A 19,806-nucleotide genomic window follows, 5' to 3' on the forward strand; every position below is an offset into this window, starting at 1 on the left:
CTTTTATTTTGCCAAACACACTTGCGAATAAATATGTGTTCCTCAATTCACTTCCATCAACCGACAGGTCTTCTTTTTTTATAACACCCTCAAGCCAAATCCCAATCTTTCTGGAATTAATTACGTAATAAGTAGGATTATTAGAGATCACTTCAATTTGTTTTTTCATAGCGGATACGTTAGATTCGGTACCAATAAATTAACGGCCCAATCTAATTCCGTTTGACAAACAACTCAAATAAATTGCTATCCGTTTAATTTCCTGTTATTCTAATAAAGAATTATTTTTGTTCGGAGTGAAGGATAGCATAGGTAAAAACTTTTCGTCTTGATGATCCTGAGAGCAAGGATAGTAATACATGTGTGGTTATCACACTAGGAGGCAATAACAATGGAACAAGGTACAGTAAAATGGTTTAACGCAGAAAAAGGTTTTGGATTTATCGAACGTGAAGGCGGAGAAGATGTATTCGTTCATTTCTCAGCTATTCAAGGCGAAGGCTTCAAATCTCTTGACGAAGGTCAAAGAGTTACTTTTGACGTAGAAAAGGGGCAACGTGGACCCCAAGCTACTAACGTTCAAAAAGCTTAAAAATGACAACCAATATAAGCAGACTCTTTTTTAAGAGTCTGTTTTTTATTGTCCGGAAAAACAAATTTAAAACCCTACCCAAGCAAATGAGTAGGGAAATGGTACAGGTACAGTAAATGGTAGAGTCAGTATAGCATAGTACACAACAGTTTGACAAAGTGGAGTGGCGACAAGAATCTCGAGCCCACTTTGTTTATTAAGGTGGCCATAGTCATACGGTATTCCACTAAACTGCCCGCAAGCATAATGAAAAGGCAACCGAGCGTCTGGCCGGCTGCCGTCACGTCATGATTGAGCCATCGTCTTCCGTTCCATAACGATTCAATATCCATGATCGAACAACGCTATAGAAAATTACTTGAGAAAGCCCTAAAGAAGTGGCAGCAGACTTTTCGCATTAACCATGTGGTCTTGAAGTTACATCTGGACAATCTGAATAAGGTTGCCGCATGTATCGTCGAAGACAGCTATTGTGAGTTCGCCCATTTTTGTCGGCTCCATAGTAAACCTCACGCCGCTTTCCAATAATCGTTTATACTCTTTATTAATATCTGCAACGCCAAACATTGTTGCTGGGATGCCATCAGCAAATATCTTCTTTTGATACTCTTTGGCGGCAGGATGATCATTCGGCTCGAGTAAAAGCTCTGTACCGTTTTGCTCTTCGGGAGATACAAGCGTTATCCACCTAAATTCTCCGACAGGAACATCCTCCTTTTTAACAAACCCCAGCTTTTCTGAATAAAACTCCAGTGCCCTGTCTTGATCTTGTACGAATATACTAGTAATAACGATTTTCATACAATTTTTTCCTCCTTTAATATTTTTTACGCTCTCTGCTATCAATCTGGCTCCAATCAAAAAAACTCATACATTCAGCAGACACTGGATGAACAACACCAGGTTAAAGTGGACATCAAGATATGTTGTTATCCCGCATTTCTGCCCGTTAACTTAATAACCAGTCTAATACTATATTTTTTCAGTCTATAACCTTATTTTCATCGAACACCTCGCGCTCCGCTCCATCAGCAGATTATCAAAAGGCGGAAACTCAAGTAGTTTTTGCAAAAAACATCTTGAATAACCCGAAAGAAAAGTAGAGGACAGGCAAAAGCTGGCCGAGGAAAAAGGGGAGAAAAGCGAAGGCATTTGGGATCTTGACCCAGGCGCAATGGAAAAGGCGGAACACGCATTCAGCGGCCAACCCTGAACCACTTCTTGGAAATGGCTGCTTTTGGCCGCGGTTCCGCCTTTGGAATGGAGCCGACCAGGGATGTCCCCCAGCAAAGATCCCAACCCGCCTCGAGCGTTCTCCCCTTTTTCCTCTCCACCACTACAGCCGGACGATCACTAATAAAGGACACGGGGAACTTCGGACAACCTTGTAAACCACGGCTCATACTTGATCAAGGAAAATGCCTCCCCCATGTCGAAATACCTGGGAACACGAGAATAGGCAAGCAGACGAATGGAGGCATGGTCATGAATTGGCAACAGGCGATTGATGAGGTTTTGCGGGAAGCGCGAGGAGAGTTCGGGGTGGCTGTTACGCACCTGGAGAGCGGGATGACAGCGGGCCACCAGGCTGATCAGCTGTTTCAGATGGCCAGCGTCTTCAAGATTCCGATAATTGCGACATTGATGCGTGATGTGGAAGCGGGGAAAATCAGACTGGATCAGCGCATTCCCTTGCGATATGAAGAGCGGGTACCGGGTTCGGGTGTTTTGCAGGAGTTGGATTCCGGTGCTGAGCTGACCGTTAAGGACCTGGCGATGCTGATGACGATCGTCAGCGACAACTACGCCACCGACATGGTGATCAATCTCGTCGGGCTGGAAAATATAGAAGCGCATATGCGCGAATTGGGCCTGGAAAGCATCCATCTCCCGCAAACCTGCTGGCAGCTGTTGAATCGCTGTGTGGGGATGGAGGAACCGTCGCCTTCGCCAGCCGGCTTCGCCGAATATGAGCGGAGGGAAGAGACGGGAGATTATGAATTGCTGTTCGATGTCGCGGCACCGACGACAGAAAACAACGTCGCGACACCAGCCGATTTGAACCGTCTGCTGACGATGGTGGCGAAAAAAGAGATTTTGAGCGCTGCCTCCTGCGATCTGATCCTGGACATCCTGCGCCGCCAACAGTACAACAGCCGCCTGCCGCTTCTCCTGCCGCCGGGAACCAAGGTTGCGCACAAGACAGGCACCGTGAACGGGGTTGTGAATGACGCAGGCATTATCTATCTGCCAGAGGGAAAAGGATCAATAGCCATTTCCGTCCTGTCGCGAAAAGTGGAAGAAAAGCAGGAGGCAGAGCGTACGATAGCAAAAGTGGCGAGAGCCGTCTACGATCAGGCCATGGGAGGGGTGTAAGCATGCAGCAATGGACAGAAGCATTTGAGGATTTTGCGAAAAAACTGATGGAAGAATCCGAGGTTCCTGGTGCGGTTATCGCAGTAGCCCGCGATGGGGAATGGATCTACCAGAAAAGCTTCGGCGTACGTGATCAAGAGCAGCAACTGCCGCTATCGATGGATACCGTTTTCGGAATTGCTTCGGTGACCAAATCCTTTACCTGTGCGGCCATCATGCAGTTGCAGGAGGCAGGCAAGCTGTCCGTCACCGATCCGGTGGTACGCTATTTGCCCGAGTTTCGCTTTCTGGATGATGAGATGACAAACGCCATTACGATTGAGCATTTTATGGCGCATACTCCTGGCATGCCTCCCTTGCCCTACCTGGACGGCGCGATGAAGCGCAGTCTGGAGCAAGACCCGGCGATTTTGGGGACAGAGGCCGAAGAGGAGCTCAAGACAGTTCCCTACCTCGATACATACGAAGAGGTGTTGGATGCAATCGCCAAGTGGGAGGGGACGGCTTTAGGAGCGCCCGGCACAGCGTTTAGCTACAATAACGATGGCTATGGTCTGCTCGGAGCCATTATCGAGCGAGTCAGCAATATGAGCTATGAGCAGTACCTGACGGAGCATATCCTGGATCCGCTGGGAATGACGAGAACGGTATTTGCGGTGGAGGATTTGGCAGATTCAGAAGATGTCACCACCTTGTATACCCGAAAAAAAATAGATGGCAATGAACAGGTGATTGCGGCTCCGCTCTGGCATGATGCGCCGGCGATGCGCGCATGCGGGTTCCTGAAGTCGACAGCGCGTGATCTCATGGCCTATCTGGAGATGTTCCGTACAGGCGGCGAGGCTCCTGCCGGTGTATTGTCCCGTGCAAGCATTCAACAGATGACCGCACCCCATGCCAGATGCGACGGGTATCGCTCCTACGGCTACGGGCTGATGATCTCGCCTGCCTTTCCGGGCGGAGCATTGATCGAGCATGGCGGCTCGCTGAAAGGAATCAGCTCGCACGTATTTGTTCAGCCGCAGACGGGACTGAGCGGCGTCGTGCTGTGCAATGTGGATGGCGTCCCTGTACGCGATCTGGTGCTGGGCGTCCTGAACACGATCTCGAACAGACCTGCAGATGCCCTCATCTACCCGATCGAGAAAATGGAGTTGCCGGGTGAGAGGCTAGGGGAGTATGTCGGGCTGTACAAGTCGCAGGAATGGATGAAGGCCGAGATCGTGAGCAAAGAAAATGAGCTGTACCTGGAAGAGGACGGTAAGTCCTATCCGCTGATCCCTGTCGGAGCAGACAGCTTTGTCTTCCGTCGCGGCCGTTCTGCTAGCTGGATTGACTTCTTCCGCTCGGATGAGGGAATAGTAGAGAGGATGAGTTATTCCTTGCGCCAATTGACCAAGGTCGGATAGGCTTTGATTTTCTCCCCCGTCTGGCGTCATAATAGAAGTATTACGCTCAGGATGTGATCACCCATGCAAATCATCGTATTTGATCTGGAAACGACCCTCACCTTTCAGAAAAACAAGATTCCCGAGATCATCGAGATCGGTGCAGCCAAGGTCGTACCAGGCAAAGACGGAGTCGAAGTAGACACCTTTCAACGCTACACCTTTCCTGCCATCGAACGCCGCATATCCGAGCGGACTTGTGATTTCATCGGATTGGACAAGGATAATCTGCCCGATTTTATCCCGTTTCCCAAAGCTTTTGCCGACTTTCTGGAGTGGATCGGGCATGATGAGGACTACTATCTATGTACCTGGGGAAAAGACGATAAACGCTTGATGATCGAACATTGCGCACGCTTCGGACTGCCTTTTTCCTGGTTGAAAAACTACAATGACATCCAGCCCCCTATCAGCATGCAGCTTGCCCAGCGCAAGCAAATGGGGTTAAAAGACGCCATTGACGAAGCGGGAATCGTACAGGAAGGAAGGCTTCATTCGGCACTGGTCGACTCGATCCACACGGCCCATCTGCTCGTCAAATACAACAAGATCATTCCGCTTATGAAGAATACGCCGGAAGAAAATTACGCGATGTCCAGCTCGCTGTACATGACCTGCCGCTCGTGCAAAAAGTCCAAATACTACACGGCTTTCGGACGCAAGAGCAAAAAGTGCATCTCTTGCTTGCAGCATCGTAAAAAAATGGAGCAGGCTGCTGCCGAAGCGGCCGCTCTAATCGAGCAGAAATAACCTGTAGAATATAAAAAATGCCGCCGGGCGATGGTCCCGGACGGCATTTTTTGTACGTCATACTCCCAGAAGGAGCAGAATGATAGACGTCAAGCTGAAACAAACACTGATCAGACAAAGGAAGGCGACGACCTGCTTGGGATTTAATCCGGACTTCAGCAGGCGGTAATGAACCTGTGTGGCATCTGCCTGGTAGATCGGCTTTCCTTGCAGCAGGCGCTTGGTCACGACAAAAAGATTGTCAAAAATCGGGACGCCGAGGGCCAGTATCGGGATGAACAAGGAGAGGACAGTCGCTTGCTTGAAGGCCCCATCCAGCGCGATCACGGCCAGGATAAAGCCAAGAAACGTCGCTCCAGCATCACCCATGAAAATTTTCGCCGGCGGCTTGTTGTAGCGCAGATAGGCGAGAGACACCCCGATGAGGCTGATTGCCATCACAGCAGACGTGCTTTGCCCTTTTGCCAGGGCGACGACGAACAGCGTTCCGGCAGAAATCGCCGTCAGCCCGCCAGCCAGCCCGTCCATCCCGTCCGAAAAGTTGATCACGGTCGTCACGCCGAAAATCCAGAGGATCGTCAGAATGAATTGCAGCCAGACGGGGAGCAGAATGTACTCTCCGCTCAGCGGGTTGTAAAAGCCGGAAAAGGTGATGCCCGAAAGATAGACGATCACGGCGGCAGACACCTGTACGATCAGCTTTGGAAGAGCGGAAAAGTCTTTCCCCTGTGTCTTGTACCAGTCATCGATGGTGCCGATAACCAATAGCAGCACCGAGCCGCAGAGGACGGCAATCGTCTGAATGGCGGACTCTTTTGAAAACAGCAGGAAAGAAGCAGCGAAGCCGATGAAAATCGCATAGCTGGCAGTCAGCGGTATCGGCTCGCGGTGTATTTTACGTTCGACGTCCTTTCTGGGCTTGTCCACAAAATCAAGCTTGAAAGCCAATTTGCGCAAGGGAGGAATCAGGATCATCACGATACAAAACGATAGCAAAAAGGAAAGTGCGTACGAAATCGGAATCATCTCCTACAACCTGAGAACGGTTTTTCTCAATCCCCACCATTATAGAAAGAATAGCGGCAATTGTCGACAATGCCTTGTCAATTCTTCTGGGAAAGTTTCTCGTACTTCGTTCCCAGCCGCGTGCGCAACGCATCTACCAATAAATAGAAGATCGGGATTGCCTGGGCAAACAGCAGAAAAGAGGAGCCGCCGTGCAACAATATATAGGAAAGCTCCGTGTGAGATCTGACCATAAACAACGCTTGACCAATCATGACAGCCGTTACAGAAAATGAAAAGGGTTTATGATCCGCCAAAGAAAAGGTATGCGTGAGCAAGATGACCGCTATATAGGTAAGCATGCTGATTTTAATAAAAACGCTGGTCAGCCAGACGGCCAATAACACAGGGTCCAGGTTCTCCAGGAAAGCTCCGGCGCGAATGAAGCGAATGAGCTCCAACTCGGGATAGTTCAGATTGCCGGTTACGTATGGGCCGAAAATGAACAGAACAGGGATCAGGCTGGAGAAAATAATGATCAGTGAAGTGATGGTGGCCCAGCTGATGCTTCTCATCGTTCGCTGTCCATTTGCAAAGTACGGAAAAAGAAAAATGATAAACCCCATTTCTCCGTAGAGAGCAGTCGTAAGAAACGTTCCATTCCAGATACCAGGGGCGTCAAAATGATTGAACAGGGCAGGGAACATGTCCCACTTCATTTCACTGGATACAAATAGAGGTACGATGATCATGCTGAGAATACTGAAAAAAAAGATGCCTTGGGCGCAGCGGAATATCGTCTGAACGCCCGAGCGGACCGCATAGGCGATGCAGATGCCAAATACGAGAGCAACGGCCCATTCAGGTGTTTCCGGCAGGTAGACTTCTACGATGAAATCCTGAATTTCCCGCAGGATGTAGGAAGCAGAAAAGAGGGTCGAAAAAATGATGATGAGAACGAGAGGATAGTGCAGCCAGCTGCCCACTATCCTTTTTCCGTAAAAGCCAAAAAACTCTTGTGGACGCTTCACTGCCAAACGAAAACACAGGAAGGTGATGATCAATCCGATCAGGGATCCGCATAGCAATGATACCCAGGCAGAAAATCGGGCCTCTGCTACCAGGGTGCTCATTCGGAATCCAAGTATGGTAGTAAAAAGATACAAGGTGAACAACATGTAGATCTGCAGCTGTGTAATTTTATCTGTCTGATTGCCCATGATTTTACCTTCTCCACACAATCAATTGATCTATCGGCGAGAAAATCGCTTCCAGCGAAAGCCCAATCGAAAATTGATCACGAAACACATACAAGGCTTCAAAATACAGAAATGAGAATACGATAGTTCCGATCACACAGTAGAAAGTGCGCCGCTTTCGTCGATAGAGCTGCAAATACCTGAACTCGATCCCCAATATAACGCTGTATAAAAGAGCAATCATGATCATTTGTCTCCCTCCGTTTCCATAGAATGAATTCTCACGGGCTGCTTGATGGCACCCACCCGATTTATTGAAATTTCAGCCTGGGGGAGAAATTTGATTTGATTGCGATAGATTTCTCTCCATCTCGGAGCTTTCTCTTTCCATAGTTTCGGATGCGTCCAATCCAGATGGGAGCTGATTTGGTAGGCGTCCGAGTCAGCCTTTCTTGCCAGTTCGATTGCCTGCATAATGCCTTCATTTACTTTGGCTTTCAGCTTTTTTTCCATTCGCTTCTGTTCGTGGGGATCTAGGGGATCCACTTCAGCATCACTGGAAATGAGAGAGGCAGTAGCTTTGGTGCGAATAACGACTGCAATTTGATCGCCATGGACGACCGGTTCAATTCGAGTGTTCAAGCGTTTGACCATGTAGTTTACATATCTGTTGGCTTTTTCAGATTTCACGGTAATGACGGCGGTATCCAATTGGCCCAAAATCCACAATGCACCGCGCATTTGATGAATGTCCAGCAAGCCTGCCAACCTTCCCTGCTTAAAAAAAGCGCCACCTGCCGTTTGCAGCCAGAGATTCTCCCCTTTTTCACTAGGTATCGACTTCCTCTCCATTTTGAGGAGGGGCAGGATCATGTCTCCCCCGTAGTGAGTGGCCATCAGCGCATCATTGGTGTTGGTTTTGACGATGATCGCTTCTTTCATGTAGTTTAGAAGGATTTCAGTAGGGAAGCGTTCCAGTATGGTAGGCGCCCGCGTTATATCAATAGCCTTTCCTTGTATGACAAAAAGGTTCGAGTTGATATGGAATCGCGGTTCTCGGGCAATAAATTCGAGGATCGGCAGTATTCCTTCCTTGGCCAGGTTGCTGCCAATGACAACCGCGCTTGTCTGACCGAAAGTAATTTTTCTGGAAAGGTCGGATTGGATCAAGCGAAAAGCTTCACCGATCGTACGCCCTGTCCTGGTTACGAAGGTGTATGGTTTTCCGTTTTGATTCCCAGTACCACCTGATTGTCCGGGTATCAAGCGACTGGGAAGAGGGAGTGAGAGAGTGAGCTCGATGCCCTCTTCCGACTTGTCCAGGACCATCATGCGGACAAATGCTCGATCGTTGATTTCAACCGAAGACCAGCACCCGCCGAGGAACAGCAGAGGAAGAACGACCAGGAAGGCCAAACTGGACTTGTTCAATCTCCATCCTCCTTTGGAATCCGTGCCCGATAATATTGCTGTCTGACACGATTGGGCCCAAACTGGACCGGCCTTTTGAGCATGAGCCACCAGGGTGCCCGGATCAGTGTGTCTTTAAAGTCACTCCATACAAAAGGTGTCATGGGCGTCAGGTAAGGGACGCCAAAAGGGCGCAAATTGATCAGGTGAATATAGAGAAAGATCATCGTGCAAATGATCCCGAAAAGGCCAAATAAACCAGCGAAGATCATGATTGGAAAACGCAGCAAGCGAAATGCCAGTCCCAGGTCGAAGTGAGGGATAATGAACGAGGCGATTCCGGTAAACGAGACGATAATCACCATCGCAGCCGAAACGATTCCCGCTTGCACAGCAGCAGTTCCGATGACCAATGCGCCGATAATGGACACTGCCTGACCGATCGGTTTGGGGATGCGAATGGCCGCTTCGCGCAAAGCCTCGAAGGAAATCTCCATGATCATGGCTTCGATGAGAGCGGGAAACGGGACCACTTCGCGAGAACCGGCAATCGTGATCAACAGCTTTTGCGGAATCATTTCCGGGTGGAACGTCGTGATGGCGATGTAGAAGGAAGGCAGGACCAGAGAACTGAAGGCGAAGAGATAGCGAATCCAGCGGATCCAGGTGCTCGCTACATGGCGTTGAAAGTAATCCTCTGCGGATTGGAGCAGCATCGGCAGCGTAACCGGGACGATTAGCGAAATAGGTGAGCCATCGACGATGATGCCGACCCTTCCCTCCAAAAGTCCGGCGCTCATCACATCAGGACGTTCCGTATATTGCACCTGGGGAAAGGGAGAGAAAGGAGCGCTGTCCAGAAATTCCTCCAAATAGCTGCTTCCGAGAACGCTGTCGATTTCGATCTTTTCCAGGACGCCTTTGATATCCTGTACCAGCTCCTCCTTGCAGACGCCCTTGATGTAGAGTATCAATACCTTTGTTTGCGTTTTGGTCCCGATGCGCATGGTTTCCGTCTTGAAGTCAGAGGTTTTTAACCGCTTGCGCAGCAGGGTCAGATTGTCCTCCGCGCTCTCGATAAAGGCTTCTCGCGGTCCTCTCACCGTCAATTCATTGGGAGGCTCGGTGATCTGACGCTTTTTTACTGAAGATATAGGGAACTCGAGCGCTTGGCTTTCTCCATCTATAAGTAGCAGAACATTGCCCTCGAGGATCGAGGAGACGCCTTCCGTGACGGGGATTGCCTGATAGTCGCTGACGGGAAGTTGTTTGTTGACAAAAATGGCCTGGGTAAATGAAGAGGCTTTTTTTGCATGAAAAGACAACATGGACTGTAAAATGTCCTTCTGCAGCATCTTCACATCTACCATGCCATGCAGATAGATCAAGGCACACTTCAGTTGGGGTCCAGCCAAAAAATTATGGGTGACGACGTCCGAACAATCAGCCAGCTGCTGCTGGAGGAAGTCCAGGCGAGCCTCGATGTCAGGACTCGATGGATCGAACCGGATCGAGGCTTCCTCCCCGGACGATGTGCCGCACTCCATCTGCACCATTTGATTGTTTCGGTTTTTGAGCCTGAAGGTCCGCTTCATGGTGAACACCCTGCTTATGATTTACTATACTTTGGTTAGGGTAACACAAACTTCCTGGAGTTATTCTTGACTGGACCGGATCACACGCGGTATAGTGAGGATATCCTCGTCTAAGGAGAGATTTTGATGTCGGTGGTCGTTCTTAACTAATCAAATTCCATACAGAGGTTGGGAGTAAGTCCATGAAAATTTTGCAGCTCTTGCAAGGTTTATTTAGTCATGGATTACGAGCGGCCTTGGGAATTAGTTAAGAACAGCGGATATCATACAATGCCTTAGGTATATGACCTATACATTGCGCCCACAATCCGTGCTGTCTTCAGCACGGTTTTCTTTTTGGCGGGCACTTTTATAGGACCCATAAGGGCGGAGAATGACACTCGTTCATTCTTCGTCCTTTTTTATTTTCCATGAAAAGGAGCGAAACAAGATGAATCCACAAACTTTGCAGCGACTGGAGTACGGCAAAATCAAAGAAAAGCTCAGGGGATACGCCCTCTCTTACCTCGGACAAAGACATGTCGAGAAGATGGTTCCTATGACAGGTGCAAAAGAATTGCGGAAAATGCTGGACGAGGTAGCGGAGGCCAAAGCTTTGCTGGAGCATGGCGCCAGTGTGCCGATTCCTTCCCTGGAAGGGATCGAGCGCATCCTGGACTTATTGGGCAAGGATCATGTCTTCAATGTCAAGGATTTGGGGCATATACACCAATTCCTGACGAGTTGCGCGCAACTGATCAAGTACATGGCTGCAAAAGCAAGCGCAGCCCCGCATGTGACGAGTTTTGCGTCCGCGATGTCCCCGCTTGCCAAGCTGAAAGGAGAGATCGAGAACAGCATCTGGCGTGGGCAGGTACTTGATACAGCCAGCAAGGACCTTGCGAAGGTGCGAAAGCGGATCGTCGTCTGCGAAGAACGTCTGAAAAGCAAGCTGGCTTCGTTGATGGGCAGGTACCGATCCATCCTCCAGGAGCATGTTATCAGCACGCGTAATGGACGCTACGTCATTCCGATCAAGAAAGAATACCGCAAGCAGGTGGCAGGGAACGTCCTGGACGAATCCGCCAGTGGCCAAACCGTGTATGTAGAGCCGAGTGATATCAGCCAGCTCCAATATGAGCTTGAAGCACTTAGGGGAGAGGAGGAGCGCGAGGTGACGAAAGTGCTGATGGCGCTATCCGCTCTCGCAGATGAGTACAGCCGCGAGCTTCACGTAAACGTGGAGACAGTAGGCATCTACGATTTTCTCTTTGCCAAAGCGAAGTACGCGCTGGCGATCGGGGGCTCCAATGTGCAGATCAATGAACAAGGGTTTATCCGGCTGCGGGAAGCCCGGCATCCCTTGCTTGGTGAAGGGATGGTTCCTCTAAACTTCGAGACGGGGTATCGCTACAAATCCCTGATCATTACAGGTCCCAATACGGGCGGCAAGACGTTGACGCTCAAAACGGTGGGCCTGCTCACCCTCATGGTTCAGTCGGGCCTGTTGGTTCCGGTTCAAGAGGGAAGCCTGTTTTCGATCTTCCGCCATATCGCAGTAGAGATCGGCGATGGGCAAAGCCTGGAGCATGCCTTGAGCACGTTTTCCGCCCACATTCATAACGTAATTGACATCCTGAGAACCACAGATTCCTCCACTCTCGTCCTGATCGATGAAATGGCCTCCGGCACCGACCCGGGTGAAGGTGTCGGCTTGTCGATCGCCATCCTGGAGGAACTGCACAAACGAGGGGCGACGGTTGTAGCGACAACGCATTTTAATGAAATCAAAAATTTCGCCGCGGCAACGCCCGGCTTTGAAAATGCCCGGATGGAGTTTGATACCGAAACCCTTCAACCGCTGTATCGCTTGCGGATCGGGGAGGCCGGACAGAGCTACGCCTTTTCTATCGCTTTAAAAATCGGATTGCCGAACGACATCATCGAACGTTCGCGGGAAATCACGGCAAACGGGATCACACGCACCGAACGATTGGGCGAATTCGCTGCGGAGGCGGGTATGCGTGCAGAGCCGTCACAGGTACTCTTGCCTGCGTGGCAGCCAGATCCGTCCGACGAACCGCAAACGCAAAAGAAAGAGGAAAAACAAGAGGCCGAGACAGAGGCTTGGCGACAGCCGCAACCAGAAAACATCCTGGAGCCGGGCGATGAGGTCTTTGTCTCCTATCTGGGAAAAAGCGGCGTTGTGTACGAGAAAGAGGACGCCAAAGGCAACATCGTCGTCCTGATCCAAAACCAGAAAGTCAAATTGCAGCGAAAGCATATCTCACAAAATGTGAAGGAGTGACGCAATGAAACATTACGTAGAAGAAGTAGGAGCGCGGGTGAAGGTAGACGAGGGAATACAGGTGATCGAGAAGCTGCTGCTCGCCTGCTATTTTCATCCCGGCATTTCCACGAAGGAGTTGGCGCGAAGAACCTTCTTGCCCATTCCTGTAGCGGCTGCGATCAAAAAAGAATTGATCCGCGAGGGCGCGCTTGAACAAAAAAATGGCGTCCATTGCACGAAGGAAGCCAATCGATGGGTTGAACGGCGGTGCGGCTATCGCGGCATTGACAAGGCGCTGTATCTGAAACTCATGGAAGCAAACATCAATGAAGCGGTTCGCCTTCCTGAGATGAAGGTGATTCTGGAGGGGCTTGCAGAAGAATTTGCCCGCCGTCCGCAGGTGAACGTCCAGCTTGACCAGTCGAAATGCACGCCGGAAACCAGCCTGCGAAGGGCAATCCTGTGCTTGAAGCACCACAGCCTGGTCGGCAAAAAGATTTTGTGCGTAGGCGATGATGACCTGGTCAACGTCTCATTGGGAATGCTCCTTCAGCAGCTTTTTCCCGCCATGGAGGTGCCCCAAGCACAGATCGATGTGGTGGAGCTCGATGAACGATTTATACGCCACATCCATGAAATCGCAGACCGCGCCCAACTGCCCATCCGGTGCTTTCCCTGGGATTTGCGAAATCCGCTTCCGAGCGAATGGCATGCGCAATACGATTGCTTTTTCACCGATCCGCCGTACACGCTGCAAGGGATGAGCCTGTTTGTCTCACGGGGAATCACGGCCCTAAAGCAAAAGAAAGGGCTCCCGGTCTTCCTGTCCTTTGCCCATAAATCACCTGATTTCATGCTCGCGATGAACCGGGAATTTGTCCGTATGGGCCTCACCGTCCATGCCGCCCACCAGCATTTCAACCAGTATGAAGGAGCAGAAATGATTGCGAACCGCAGCCAGATGATCATCCTGGAGACGACCGCGGTGACCGATGCACAGGTCAAGGATGCCTTTTGTGACGCGCTTTATACAGGGGAAGTAAAACGCACGTTGCGGACCTATCGCTGCATGCAATGCGGCCAGGAGGTGTTCGTTGGTTTGCAAGGAGAGGTGGCAACGATTGAGGAGCTGAAAAATCAGGGCTGCCCCGGCTGCAAGAACGATACGTTTCTCATGGTGGAGAAACGGCATTTGCCGCCCAAGTAAACTTCAACGCTGTGGAGCCATCGAAGGGTGGCTCCTTTGCTGTTTTATTTTTCTTGGGAGTGGTTGGATTTTTCTGTATAATCCCTATAGTGGCGTTGTCGGGTGTAGCTGCAACGGCCAACATGGGTGGAAAGGAAGCTGGTCATGTTCTTATTTTCCTTCTTTAAGATTGTGCACATCATTGCCGGTTTTGCTGCTCTTCTTGTCTTTTGGATTCCTGTGGTGACCAAAAAAGGGGGCAAAACCCATAACCGCGTAGGCTGGGTGTATGTAGTATCGATGGGGGTGGTGGCGCTATCCGCTTTGTACATGGGAGTTTGGCGAATCGGCTTTGATCCGGATCGCACAGCCGACAGTACGGCGTTCGCCTGGTTTCTCATCTTCATCTCTCTGTTAAGCTCGGCTTCCGCCTGGCACGGCATCCGTGTGCTGCGCTTCAAAAAGCGCGTAGCGGCTCATCGCCAATTAGCCGATCTGTTCGTCTCCGCTTTGCTGCTCATCTCGGGGGTAGCGATTTCGGCCTACGGTTTTCTGATTGATTTTCCGCTGTTGAGTTATTTCCCTTTCATTGGAATATTCCTGGGGGCGACTCAACTGGCGTATTGGCTGCGGCCGCCCAACCGTCGCATGCACTGGTGGTTTGAGCATTTGGGCGGGATGCTCGGATGCTGCATCGCCACCGTAACCGCCTTTACCTTATTCGGCGCTCCGCGACTGCTGGAGGTTGATTCCGTATCCATCGTGGTGTGGTTCATGCCTTCCATCATTCTCGTACCTGTCATCATCGGGTTCTCCGTCTATTACAGGAAGAAGTTTTCTGCTTCCAAAAGTGCGTGATGGAAAGGACTTTCGTCTCTGTTTCCAGAAGTACTAGTGGAAGGAATCAAAGTGAATTCGGCGAGGAGTGGGCGATCATGGCAAAAAACACAGAAAAACGCGTAATCGGATTCGTCGGGACAGGCGTGATGGGAAAAAGCATGGCCTCCCATTTTATAAGCGCGGGATATCCGGTGCTGGTGTATACGCGCAGCAAGGAAAAGGCAGAGGAGCTGCTTTCTCAAGGGGCCGTATGGAAGGAGCGGGTAGCAGATCTCGCGAGCGAAGCAGACGTCATTATCACGATGGTCGGCTACCCGCATGATGTCGAGGAGGTCTACCTGGGCGAGCAGGGAGTCATCGCGCACGCCAAACCCGGGACGTATCTGATCGATATGACGACCTCGAAGCCGTCCCTGGCGCAGCGCATTTACGAGGAAGCGAAAAAGCATTCGCTGCACTCGCTCGATGCTCCTGTATCCGGCGGTGATATTGGAGCGCGCGATGCGAAGCTGACGATTATGGTAGGCGGGGATCAGGAAGCCTTCGATGAGATGGCTCCGCTGCTGCGAATCATGGGGACCAACGTCATTTTGCAAGGCGGTCCTGGTGCAGGCCAACACACCAAGATGTGCAACCAGATTACGATCGCAAGCAATATGATCGGGGTGTGTGAAGCGATCTCCTATGCAAAAAAAGCCGGGCTTGATCCGTCACGCGTGCTGGACAGCATCGGTGCGGGGGCTGCCGGCAGCTGGTCCCTGAACAATCTGGCACCGCGCATGATCGCCGGCAATTACGCTCCTGGCTTTTATATCAAGCATATGATCAAGGATATGAGCATTGCGCTGGAATCAGCCAAAGAGATGGGGCTTCTGACGCCCGGCCTGGAGCTGGCGAAATCTCTCTATGATGAAATGGCGGCAGAGGGAGAGGAAAACAGCGGCACGCAGGCCCTGATCAAATGGTATGAACTCCATCAGCGTTCTTGAGAAGCGCACCACTGGAGCAATGACTCCTTGTCTTTGATATAGAGATAACCCTCTATTCTCTGCAAGATGCCTTCTTTATCCAGCAGACTCATTACTTTCGAGACCGTTACCCGCGAAGTGGCGATGAGATCCGCCATTTCCTGATGGGTAAAGGGAATGGCGATTTTTAAACCCAGTTTTGTTTCTACTCCGAAGGTATCTGCCAATTTCAACAAATAAGCAACGACTCTTTCATCAGAGTTTAATAAGGCTATGTCCTTGATATGAGAGGCTAGCCTTATTATTTTTTGGGTCAAACTGCGATTCAGCTGGCGAGTGAGGGAAGGACTTTGCTCGACTTTTTCCAGAAACACCGCAACGGGTAGATAGGCCAATGTACAGGCTGTATTCGTAGTGGTCGTCACTTGATAAGGACTTTGTTCAATAGCTGATACCTCACCAAAAATGGTGCCTTCGGTAAATATTAATATCGTCATCTCCTGTCCGTCTTCATCAAAGAGGGAAGACCGTACCCTGCCTCGTCTCACAAAATAGATAGATTGCAAAGGATCTCCTTGATGAAAGACAACCGTATTTTTGCGAAGTGTTTTGACAGGAGCGCCTTCAAATAGCGCCTCCCAGACATCCATATGATTTAACTGCCAGGGCGAATGGTTAAATGAGCTTGTAGATGACGAAGTGTGCCTGGAATCCCTCATGTATGTCACCTCTACTATTTTTCTAAAAGGGGTCATGTTTGTAGCACTTTTAACTGAACTGATTGAATGGTTTGAATATTATTAATTATAGCACAAAGATAATTGGGTGCGCATACAACAATACGGCGTCCAGGACTAAGGTATTTGTCTTTTTATCTGAATATTCAAAAATAAGGAGGTTGAGCAGATGAGTGACCAAGTAGATGTGTTAGTGCCAAAAATCACAAAACCATTGCGAGTGATGTTTCTGTTCGAAGCTACCAGCGGGTGGTATCAAACGACAAAACAGGAGAAGCATGAGGCGATTATCCCCAAGCTGAATGCCGTGCTGGAAAGCTGGAAAGCGAATGGTTCCACTCTTCTCGGTACCTTGGATGCCGATGTGTTTAGTGCTGGCAGAGCTTCTGCATTAGGCTGGCATGCATGCTTTCTCTACGATGTGCCTGATTTTGACACCGTATCTGCGATGACTCATGCCATTCGAGACAGTGAATTGGACAGGTACTTTCGATTGGAGGCGATCATCGGGCGCAAATTCTTCTTGTTGGAGGAATGATCCTAGCGGGCGAACCATTGCTTTTCGGACTTTATAAGGAGGGAAGAGGATGGAGCTGGAAACTTCTGCAAAAACGGTTGTTGATGATCAGGAAGAAGCGATGAGGTTGATCAAAAAGCATACGTACATTTTGCCGAGAACGAAGCTGGGCTGGACGTTGACGGTTATTGTCATCATTTCATTTCTCATGGTTTATCCGGGATTGATTTGGGCGAATACGGCTTATCCGTTTCTGTTCGGGATGCCCTTTACCTATGTATGGTTAACCTTTTGGGTTCACGTGATGTTAGTTGCCGGAATCTATGCAGCCCGAAAGCTATGGGTGTAGAAAAGGGGGAAAACACACATGTCGCCAGCCATTACATCGACCATTATCCTGGCCTTGTTTACCTTTATTGTCTTAGCGATTGGGCTTTTTGGTTGGGCCAAGAAGCTGGACAACAACGCCAGCGACTTTTTTGTCGCCAGCAGGACCCTTGGTTTTGCCGCACTGTTTTTTACATACACGGCGACCTACCATAGCGCATCCGCATTTTTAGGCACGGGTGGCTTTTTGTACGCGCACGGGATGAGTTATTGGGCGATTGGCCCCTATACGCAAACATTGGGCGGTATCTTGCTTTATCTGGTAGGAAGCAGGGTATGGCTTTTGGGCAAGAAATACGACTTCATGACCCCCGGCGATTTGCTGGATGCCTTCTATCAAAGCAAGTTTCTGAAGGTGTTGACAGGCATCGTGCTGGCAGCCTTTGTCATTCCTTACATCCAGCTTCAATTGGCAGGGGCGGGGTGGATCACGGAATTCGCTACGCTGGGAGCTGTTCCGTATGTCTGGGGTGCTTTGATCTCAGGGATTGTCGTACTCATTTTTGTCTATTTGGGCGGGATGCGCTCCGTTGCTTGGACAGATATCTTCATGGGCATCTTCATGTTTGTCGCAATGGTTGCCGGTTGCTGGTACTTGACGGATGTCCTTTATGGCGGTCCTACCCAGACCTGGCTGACTGTTGCTGAAAAAACGCCGAACCAATTGCTCTTGCCGGGGGATGCCGGATACTTCTCCCTGCCGATGGCGTTTTCCTGGACCGTAATCATCACGATCGGACTCAGCGTGGCTGCTCCCCATGTCATCATGAGAATGTTCTCCGCAGGCTCGATTAAAGTTCTGAAGTGGGTAGCGGTTCTATCTCCCCTGTATCTGATCTGGATCTATATCTCCTACATTTGGTTTGGTCTGGGAACGAAGGCAGTGTTTCCAGGTATCGAGTTCCCTGACGAAATCCTGCCGAGGTTCCTGTACGAATACACGCCCTTGGTCTTTGCCGCGATTGTCTGCGCAGGGGGATTGGCGGCCGTCCTGTCTACAGCGAATTCCCAATTGCATGCAGCCAGTGCCTTGATTACGAGAGATGTCTATCAGACGATCAAAAAGGATGCCAGCGATCAACGCTTGGTTTCCGTGGGCCGCATCGCGATTGTCGTGATTTTTCTGTTCTCTTTCTATGCTTCTATCGAAAAACCGCCGCTTCTGGCGATGCTGATTGCTTTGGCTACGGGTGGAATGGCTCAACTGTTTCCGATGCTGTTCGGGGCTTTGTTCTGGCCGAGAGCCACGAAAGCAGGGGCATTATCAGGCTTTGTTGTGGGCACAGCGGTGATGGTCTGGTTTACCCTTGGGAAAATCGACTTGCTCGATATGATGCCTGGATTATGGGCTTTGCTCTTCAACGCTGTCGTCTTCGTCGTCGTCAGCTTGTGCACCCGGCCGCAGCCGGCTGAAGTCATTCGCAAGTTCCACGGGTTCCTGGATTCGAATGAAGCCAAGCTGCTGTTGAAACAGTCGTCCTAGCGTCAGTCAAGAGATAGGGATCCCGAGGAATGGAGGTATTCGATGAGTACACGAATTGAAATTTGTTGGCCTGACTTCGATTGTACAGTCAGAGCAACACTTCTATCGGAGATGAATCCGGAGTTATGCGAGGAGTTCAAGAAAACGCTGCCGTTTTCGAGCATACAAAGCCATGCGGTTGTCGCCGGCAAACAGATGTACTTACCCTATCGGCTGGTCAGCGAGGTCGCGTATCAGGAGGAGCCGATGGATCAACAACCGGTCGGCAGAGTAAATATCGAATTGGATTTTCAATATCTGGCCATGAACTACGGACCGATGACTGAGCCGGTGCCTGCTGTGCCTCTGGCTCAAATCGTGGATGAGGATCTGGACAAGATACAAGTGATTGGCGAGAAGGTTTGGCACAATCTGTTGTTTGATGATCACTACCTATCTGTCCACGTCCGATTGGCAGGCGGTGATGAGCGATGAACCGGAAGACAGAAAAATTCATTTATGAGCTGGAAAAAGAGATCGATGAGATTTGGGTGAACGAACCTGAGGATATTTATGCCCTGAAAAAAGGCTATCTTCCGTCAGGAGCAGGCATATACGGGCAGTATTATTCCGTTCTGGTAATGCTCGGTGGAGAAATGAGAGCATTGGGCATTCATATCTTTGCGGATTTGCTGGCGCTTAGCCAAGACTCGGAGTTTGATCTGAAGCATTTGCAGATCATGGCAAAACGAATGCTGAAAATCGACGTAGGGGTGATCAGCTATTTTGGACTTGCCAGATACGGTCGGTATCTAAGCCGCTATCATGAGCTGATTGATGACATGGAAAGCAAAGAAGACTTTGCCCGAGCAACGAAATCGATGTTCACTTATACGAATCGTTATCAGATGTGGCTGCACCAAATTTTTCCCTGGGGAGTCTCCCAGTTTTTCAAGCAGCAGACGCCGGAAACCTACCGGGAGATCAGCGAGAATTTGGAGCGCAACCACCCAAAGGACGATTTATTTAAAAAAATGTAAGTGTTTTCATTGACAATAATGGAGA

The 19,806-nt window shown here is 49.9% G+C and carries 19 protein-coding genes and 1 pseudogene; 13 read left to right on the forward strand and 7 right to left on the reverse strand.

Going from position 1 to position 19,806, the window contains the following annotated elements; genetic code table 11:
• Positions 1–391 precede the first annotated feature (391 nt).
• Positions 392–592, forward strand: a complete 201-nt coding sequence (locus EDM58_RS11160) for a cold-shock protein (RefSeq protein WP_122913410.1) — start codon at positions 392–394, stop codon at positions 590–592.
• A gap of 417 nt (positions 593–1,009) precedes the next feature.
• Here the strand turns inward: EDM58_RS11160 and EDM58_RS11165 are convergent, their stop codons facing one another.
• Complete coding sequence (locus tag EDM58_RS11165) at positions 1,010–1,393, reverse strand: VOC family protein (protein ID WP_122913411.1); 384 nt, start codon at positions 1,391–1,393, stop codon at positions 1,010–1,012.
• A 684-nt stretch (positions 1,394–2,077) separates the two neighbouring features.
• Here EDM58_RS11165 and EDM58_RS11170 point away from each other — a divergent pair.
• The 3 genes from EDM58_RS11170 (at position 2,078) to EDM58_RS11180 (ending at position 5,166) form a co-directional block, all read left to right on the forward strand.
• Positions 2,078–2,968: a serine hydrolase gene (locus tag EDM58_RS11170; protein ID WP_122913412.1), complete on the forward strand. Its 891-nt coding sequence runs from the start codon at positions 2,078–2,080 to the stop codon at positions 2,966–2,968.
• A gap of 2 nt (positions 2,969–2,970) precedes the next feature.
• Positions 2,971–4,377: a serine hydrolase domain-containing protein gene (locus tag EDM58_RS11175; protein ID WP_122913413.1), complete on the forward strand. Its 1,407-nt coding sequence runs from the start codon at positions 2,971–2,973 to the stop codon at positions 4,375–4,377.
• 63 nt (positions 4,378–4,440) lie between these two features.
• Positions 4,441–5,166, forward strand: coding sequence for a 3'-5' exonuclease (locus EDM58_RS11180; protein WP_122913414.1), 726 nt, complete (start codon positions 4,441–4,443; stop codon positions 5,164–5,166).
• Positions 5,167–5,223: 57 nt separating this feature from the next.
• Here EDM58_RS11180 and EDM58_RS11185 read toward each other — a convergent pair whose 3' ends face one another.
• The 5 genes from EDM58_RS11185 to EDM58_RS11205 all read right to left on the reverse strand — a co-directional run bounded on the left by EDM58_RS11185 (position 5,224) and on the right by EDM58_RS11205 (position 10,375).
• The gene (locus EDM58_RS11185) at positions 5,224–6,192 is read right to left on the reverse strand and encodes an MraY family glycosyltransferase (protein ID WP_122913415.1); all 969 of its coding nucleotides are present in this window, start codon (positions 6,190–6,192) and stop codon (positions 5,224–5,226) included.
• A gap of 77 nt (positions 6,193–6,269) precedes the next feature.
• Positions 6,270–7,391, reverse strand: coding sequence for a GerAB/ArcD/ProY family transporter (locus EDM58_RS11190; protein ID WP_122913416.1), 1,122 nt, complete (start codon positions 7,389–7,391; stop codon positions 6,270–6,272).
• Between the two features lie 4 nt (positions 7,392–7,395).
• Complete coding sequence (locus EDM58_RS11195; RefSeq protein ID WP_148039318.1) at positions 7,396–7,614, reverse strand: hypothetical protein; 219 nt, start codon at positions 7,612–7,614, stop codon at positions 7,396–7,398.
• Positions 7,615–7,616: 2 nt separating this feature from the next.
• The gene (locus EDM58_RS11200; RefSeq protein WP_183187481.1) at positions 7,617–8,801 is read right to left on the reverse strand and encodes a Ger(x)C family spore germination protein; all 1,185 of its coding nucleotides are present in this window, start codon (positions 8,799–8,801) and stop codon (positions 7,617–7,619) included.
• Complete coding sequence (locus tag EDM58_RS11205; RefSeq protein ID WP_246000675.1) at positions 8,798–10,375, reverse strand: spore germination protein; 1,578 nt, start codon at positions 10,373–10,375, stop codon at positions 8,798–8,800. Before EDM58_RS11205 ends, EDM58_RS11200 begins: the two co-directional genes overlap by 4 nt.
• 430 nt (positions 10,376–10,805) lie before the next feature.
• Between EDM58_RS11205 and EDM58_RS11210 the strand changes: the two are divergent.
• The 4 genes and pseudogenes from EDM58_RS11210 to EDM58_RS11225 all read left to right on the forward strand — a co-directional run.
• Positions 10,806–12,656: pseudogene (locus EDM58_RS11210) on the forward strand (endonuclease MutS2); the annotation flags it as partial.
• A gap of 10 nt (positions 12,657–12,666) precedes the next feature.
• Positions 12,667–13,851 (forward strand): bis-aminopropyl spermidine synthase family protein, encoded by a 1,185-nt coding sequence (locus tag EDM58_RS11215; RefSeq protein WP_122913420.1) that lies wholly within the window; start codon positions 12,667–12,669, stop codon positions 13,849–13,851.
• A gap of 144 nt (positions 13,852–13,995) precedes the next feature.
• Positions 13,996–14,688 carry a DUF2306 domain-containing protein gene (locus EDM58_RS11220; RefSeq protein ID WP_122913421.1) on the forward strand — a complete coding sequence of 231 codons (693 nt, stop codon included), beginning with the start codon at positions 13,996–13,998 and terminating at the stop codon, positions 14,686–14,688.
• A complete protein-coding gene (locus EDM58_RS11225) occupies positions 14,688–15,659 on the forward strand; it encodes an NAD(P)-dependent oxidoreductase (protein ID WP_183187482.1) in 972 nt (323 codons plus the stop codon). Before EDM58_RS11220 ends, EDM58_RS11225 begins: the two co-directional genes overlap by 1 nt.
• On the opposite strand, the gene EDM58_RS11230 is transcribed toward EDM58_RS11225, so the two are convergent.
• Positions 15,647–16,288: a Crp/Fnr family transcriptional regulator gene (locus tag EDM58_RS11230; protein WP_183187483.1), complete on the reverse strand. Its 642-nt coding sequence runs from the start codon at positions 16,286–16,288 to the stop codon at positions 15,647–15,649. The two genes, EDM58_RS11225 and EDM58_RS11230, sit on opposite strands and share 13 nt — an antisense overlap.
• Positions 16,289–16,544: 256 nt before the next feature.
• Here EDM58_RS11230 and EDM58_RS11235 point away from each other — a divergent pair, with 256 nt between their 5' ends.
• Genes EDM58_RS11235 through EDM58_RS11255 form a run of 5 tightly spaced genes read left to right on the forward strand, consistent with a single transcriptional unit; the run spans position 16,545 to position 19,781 of the window.
• Complete coding sequence (locus EDM58_RS11235; RefSeq protein WP_122913424.1) at positions 16,545–16,913, forward strand: hypothetical protein; 369 nt, start codon at positions 16,545–16,547, stop codon at positions 16,911–16,913.
• Positions 16,914–16,962: 49 nt separating this feature from the next.
• Entirely contained in the window at positions 16,963–17,241 is a 279-nt protein-coding gene (locus tag EDM58_RS11240; protein ID WP_122913425.1) for a hypothetical protein, read from the forward strand.
• 18 nt (positions 17,242–17,259) lie between these two features.
• Positions 17,260–18,762, forward strand: a complete 1,503-nt coding sequence (locus EDM58_RS11245) for a sodium:solute symporter family protein (protein WP_122913426.1) — start codon at positions 17,260–17,262, stop codon at positions 18,760–18,762.
• 42 nt (positions 18,763–18,804) lie between these two features.
• The gene (locus tag EDM58_RS11250) at positions 18,805–19,236 is read left to right on the forward strand and encodes a hypothetical protein (RefSeq protein WP_122913427.1); all 432 of its coding nucleotides are present in this window, start codon (positions 18,805–18,807) and stop codon (positions 19,234–19,236) included.
• Positions 19,233–19,781 (forward strand): cucumopine synthase-related protein, encoded by a 549-nt coding sequence (locus tag EDM58_RS11255; protein WP_122913428.1) that lies wholly within the window; start codon positions 19,233–19,235, stop codon positions 19,779–19,781. The genes EDM58_RS11250 and EDM58_RS11255 overlap by 4 nt, the downstream gene beginning before the upstream one ends.
• Positions 19,782–19,806: the final 25 nt, after the last annotated feature.

It is taken from the genome of Brevibacillus panacihumi, assembly GCF_003710985.1.
In the GTDB taxonomy this organism is placed as follows: Bacteria; Bacillota; Bacilli; order Brevibacillales; family Brevibacillaceae; genus Brevibacillus; species Brevibacillus panacihumi.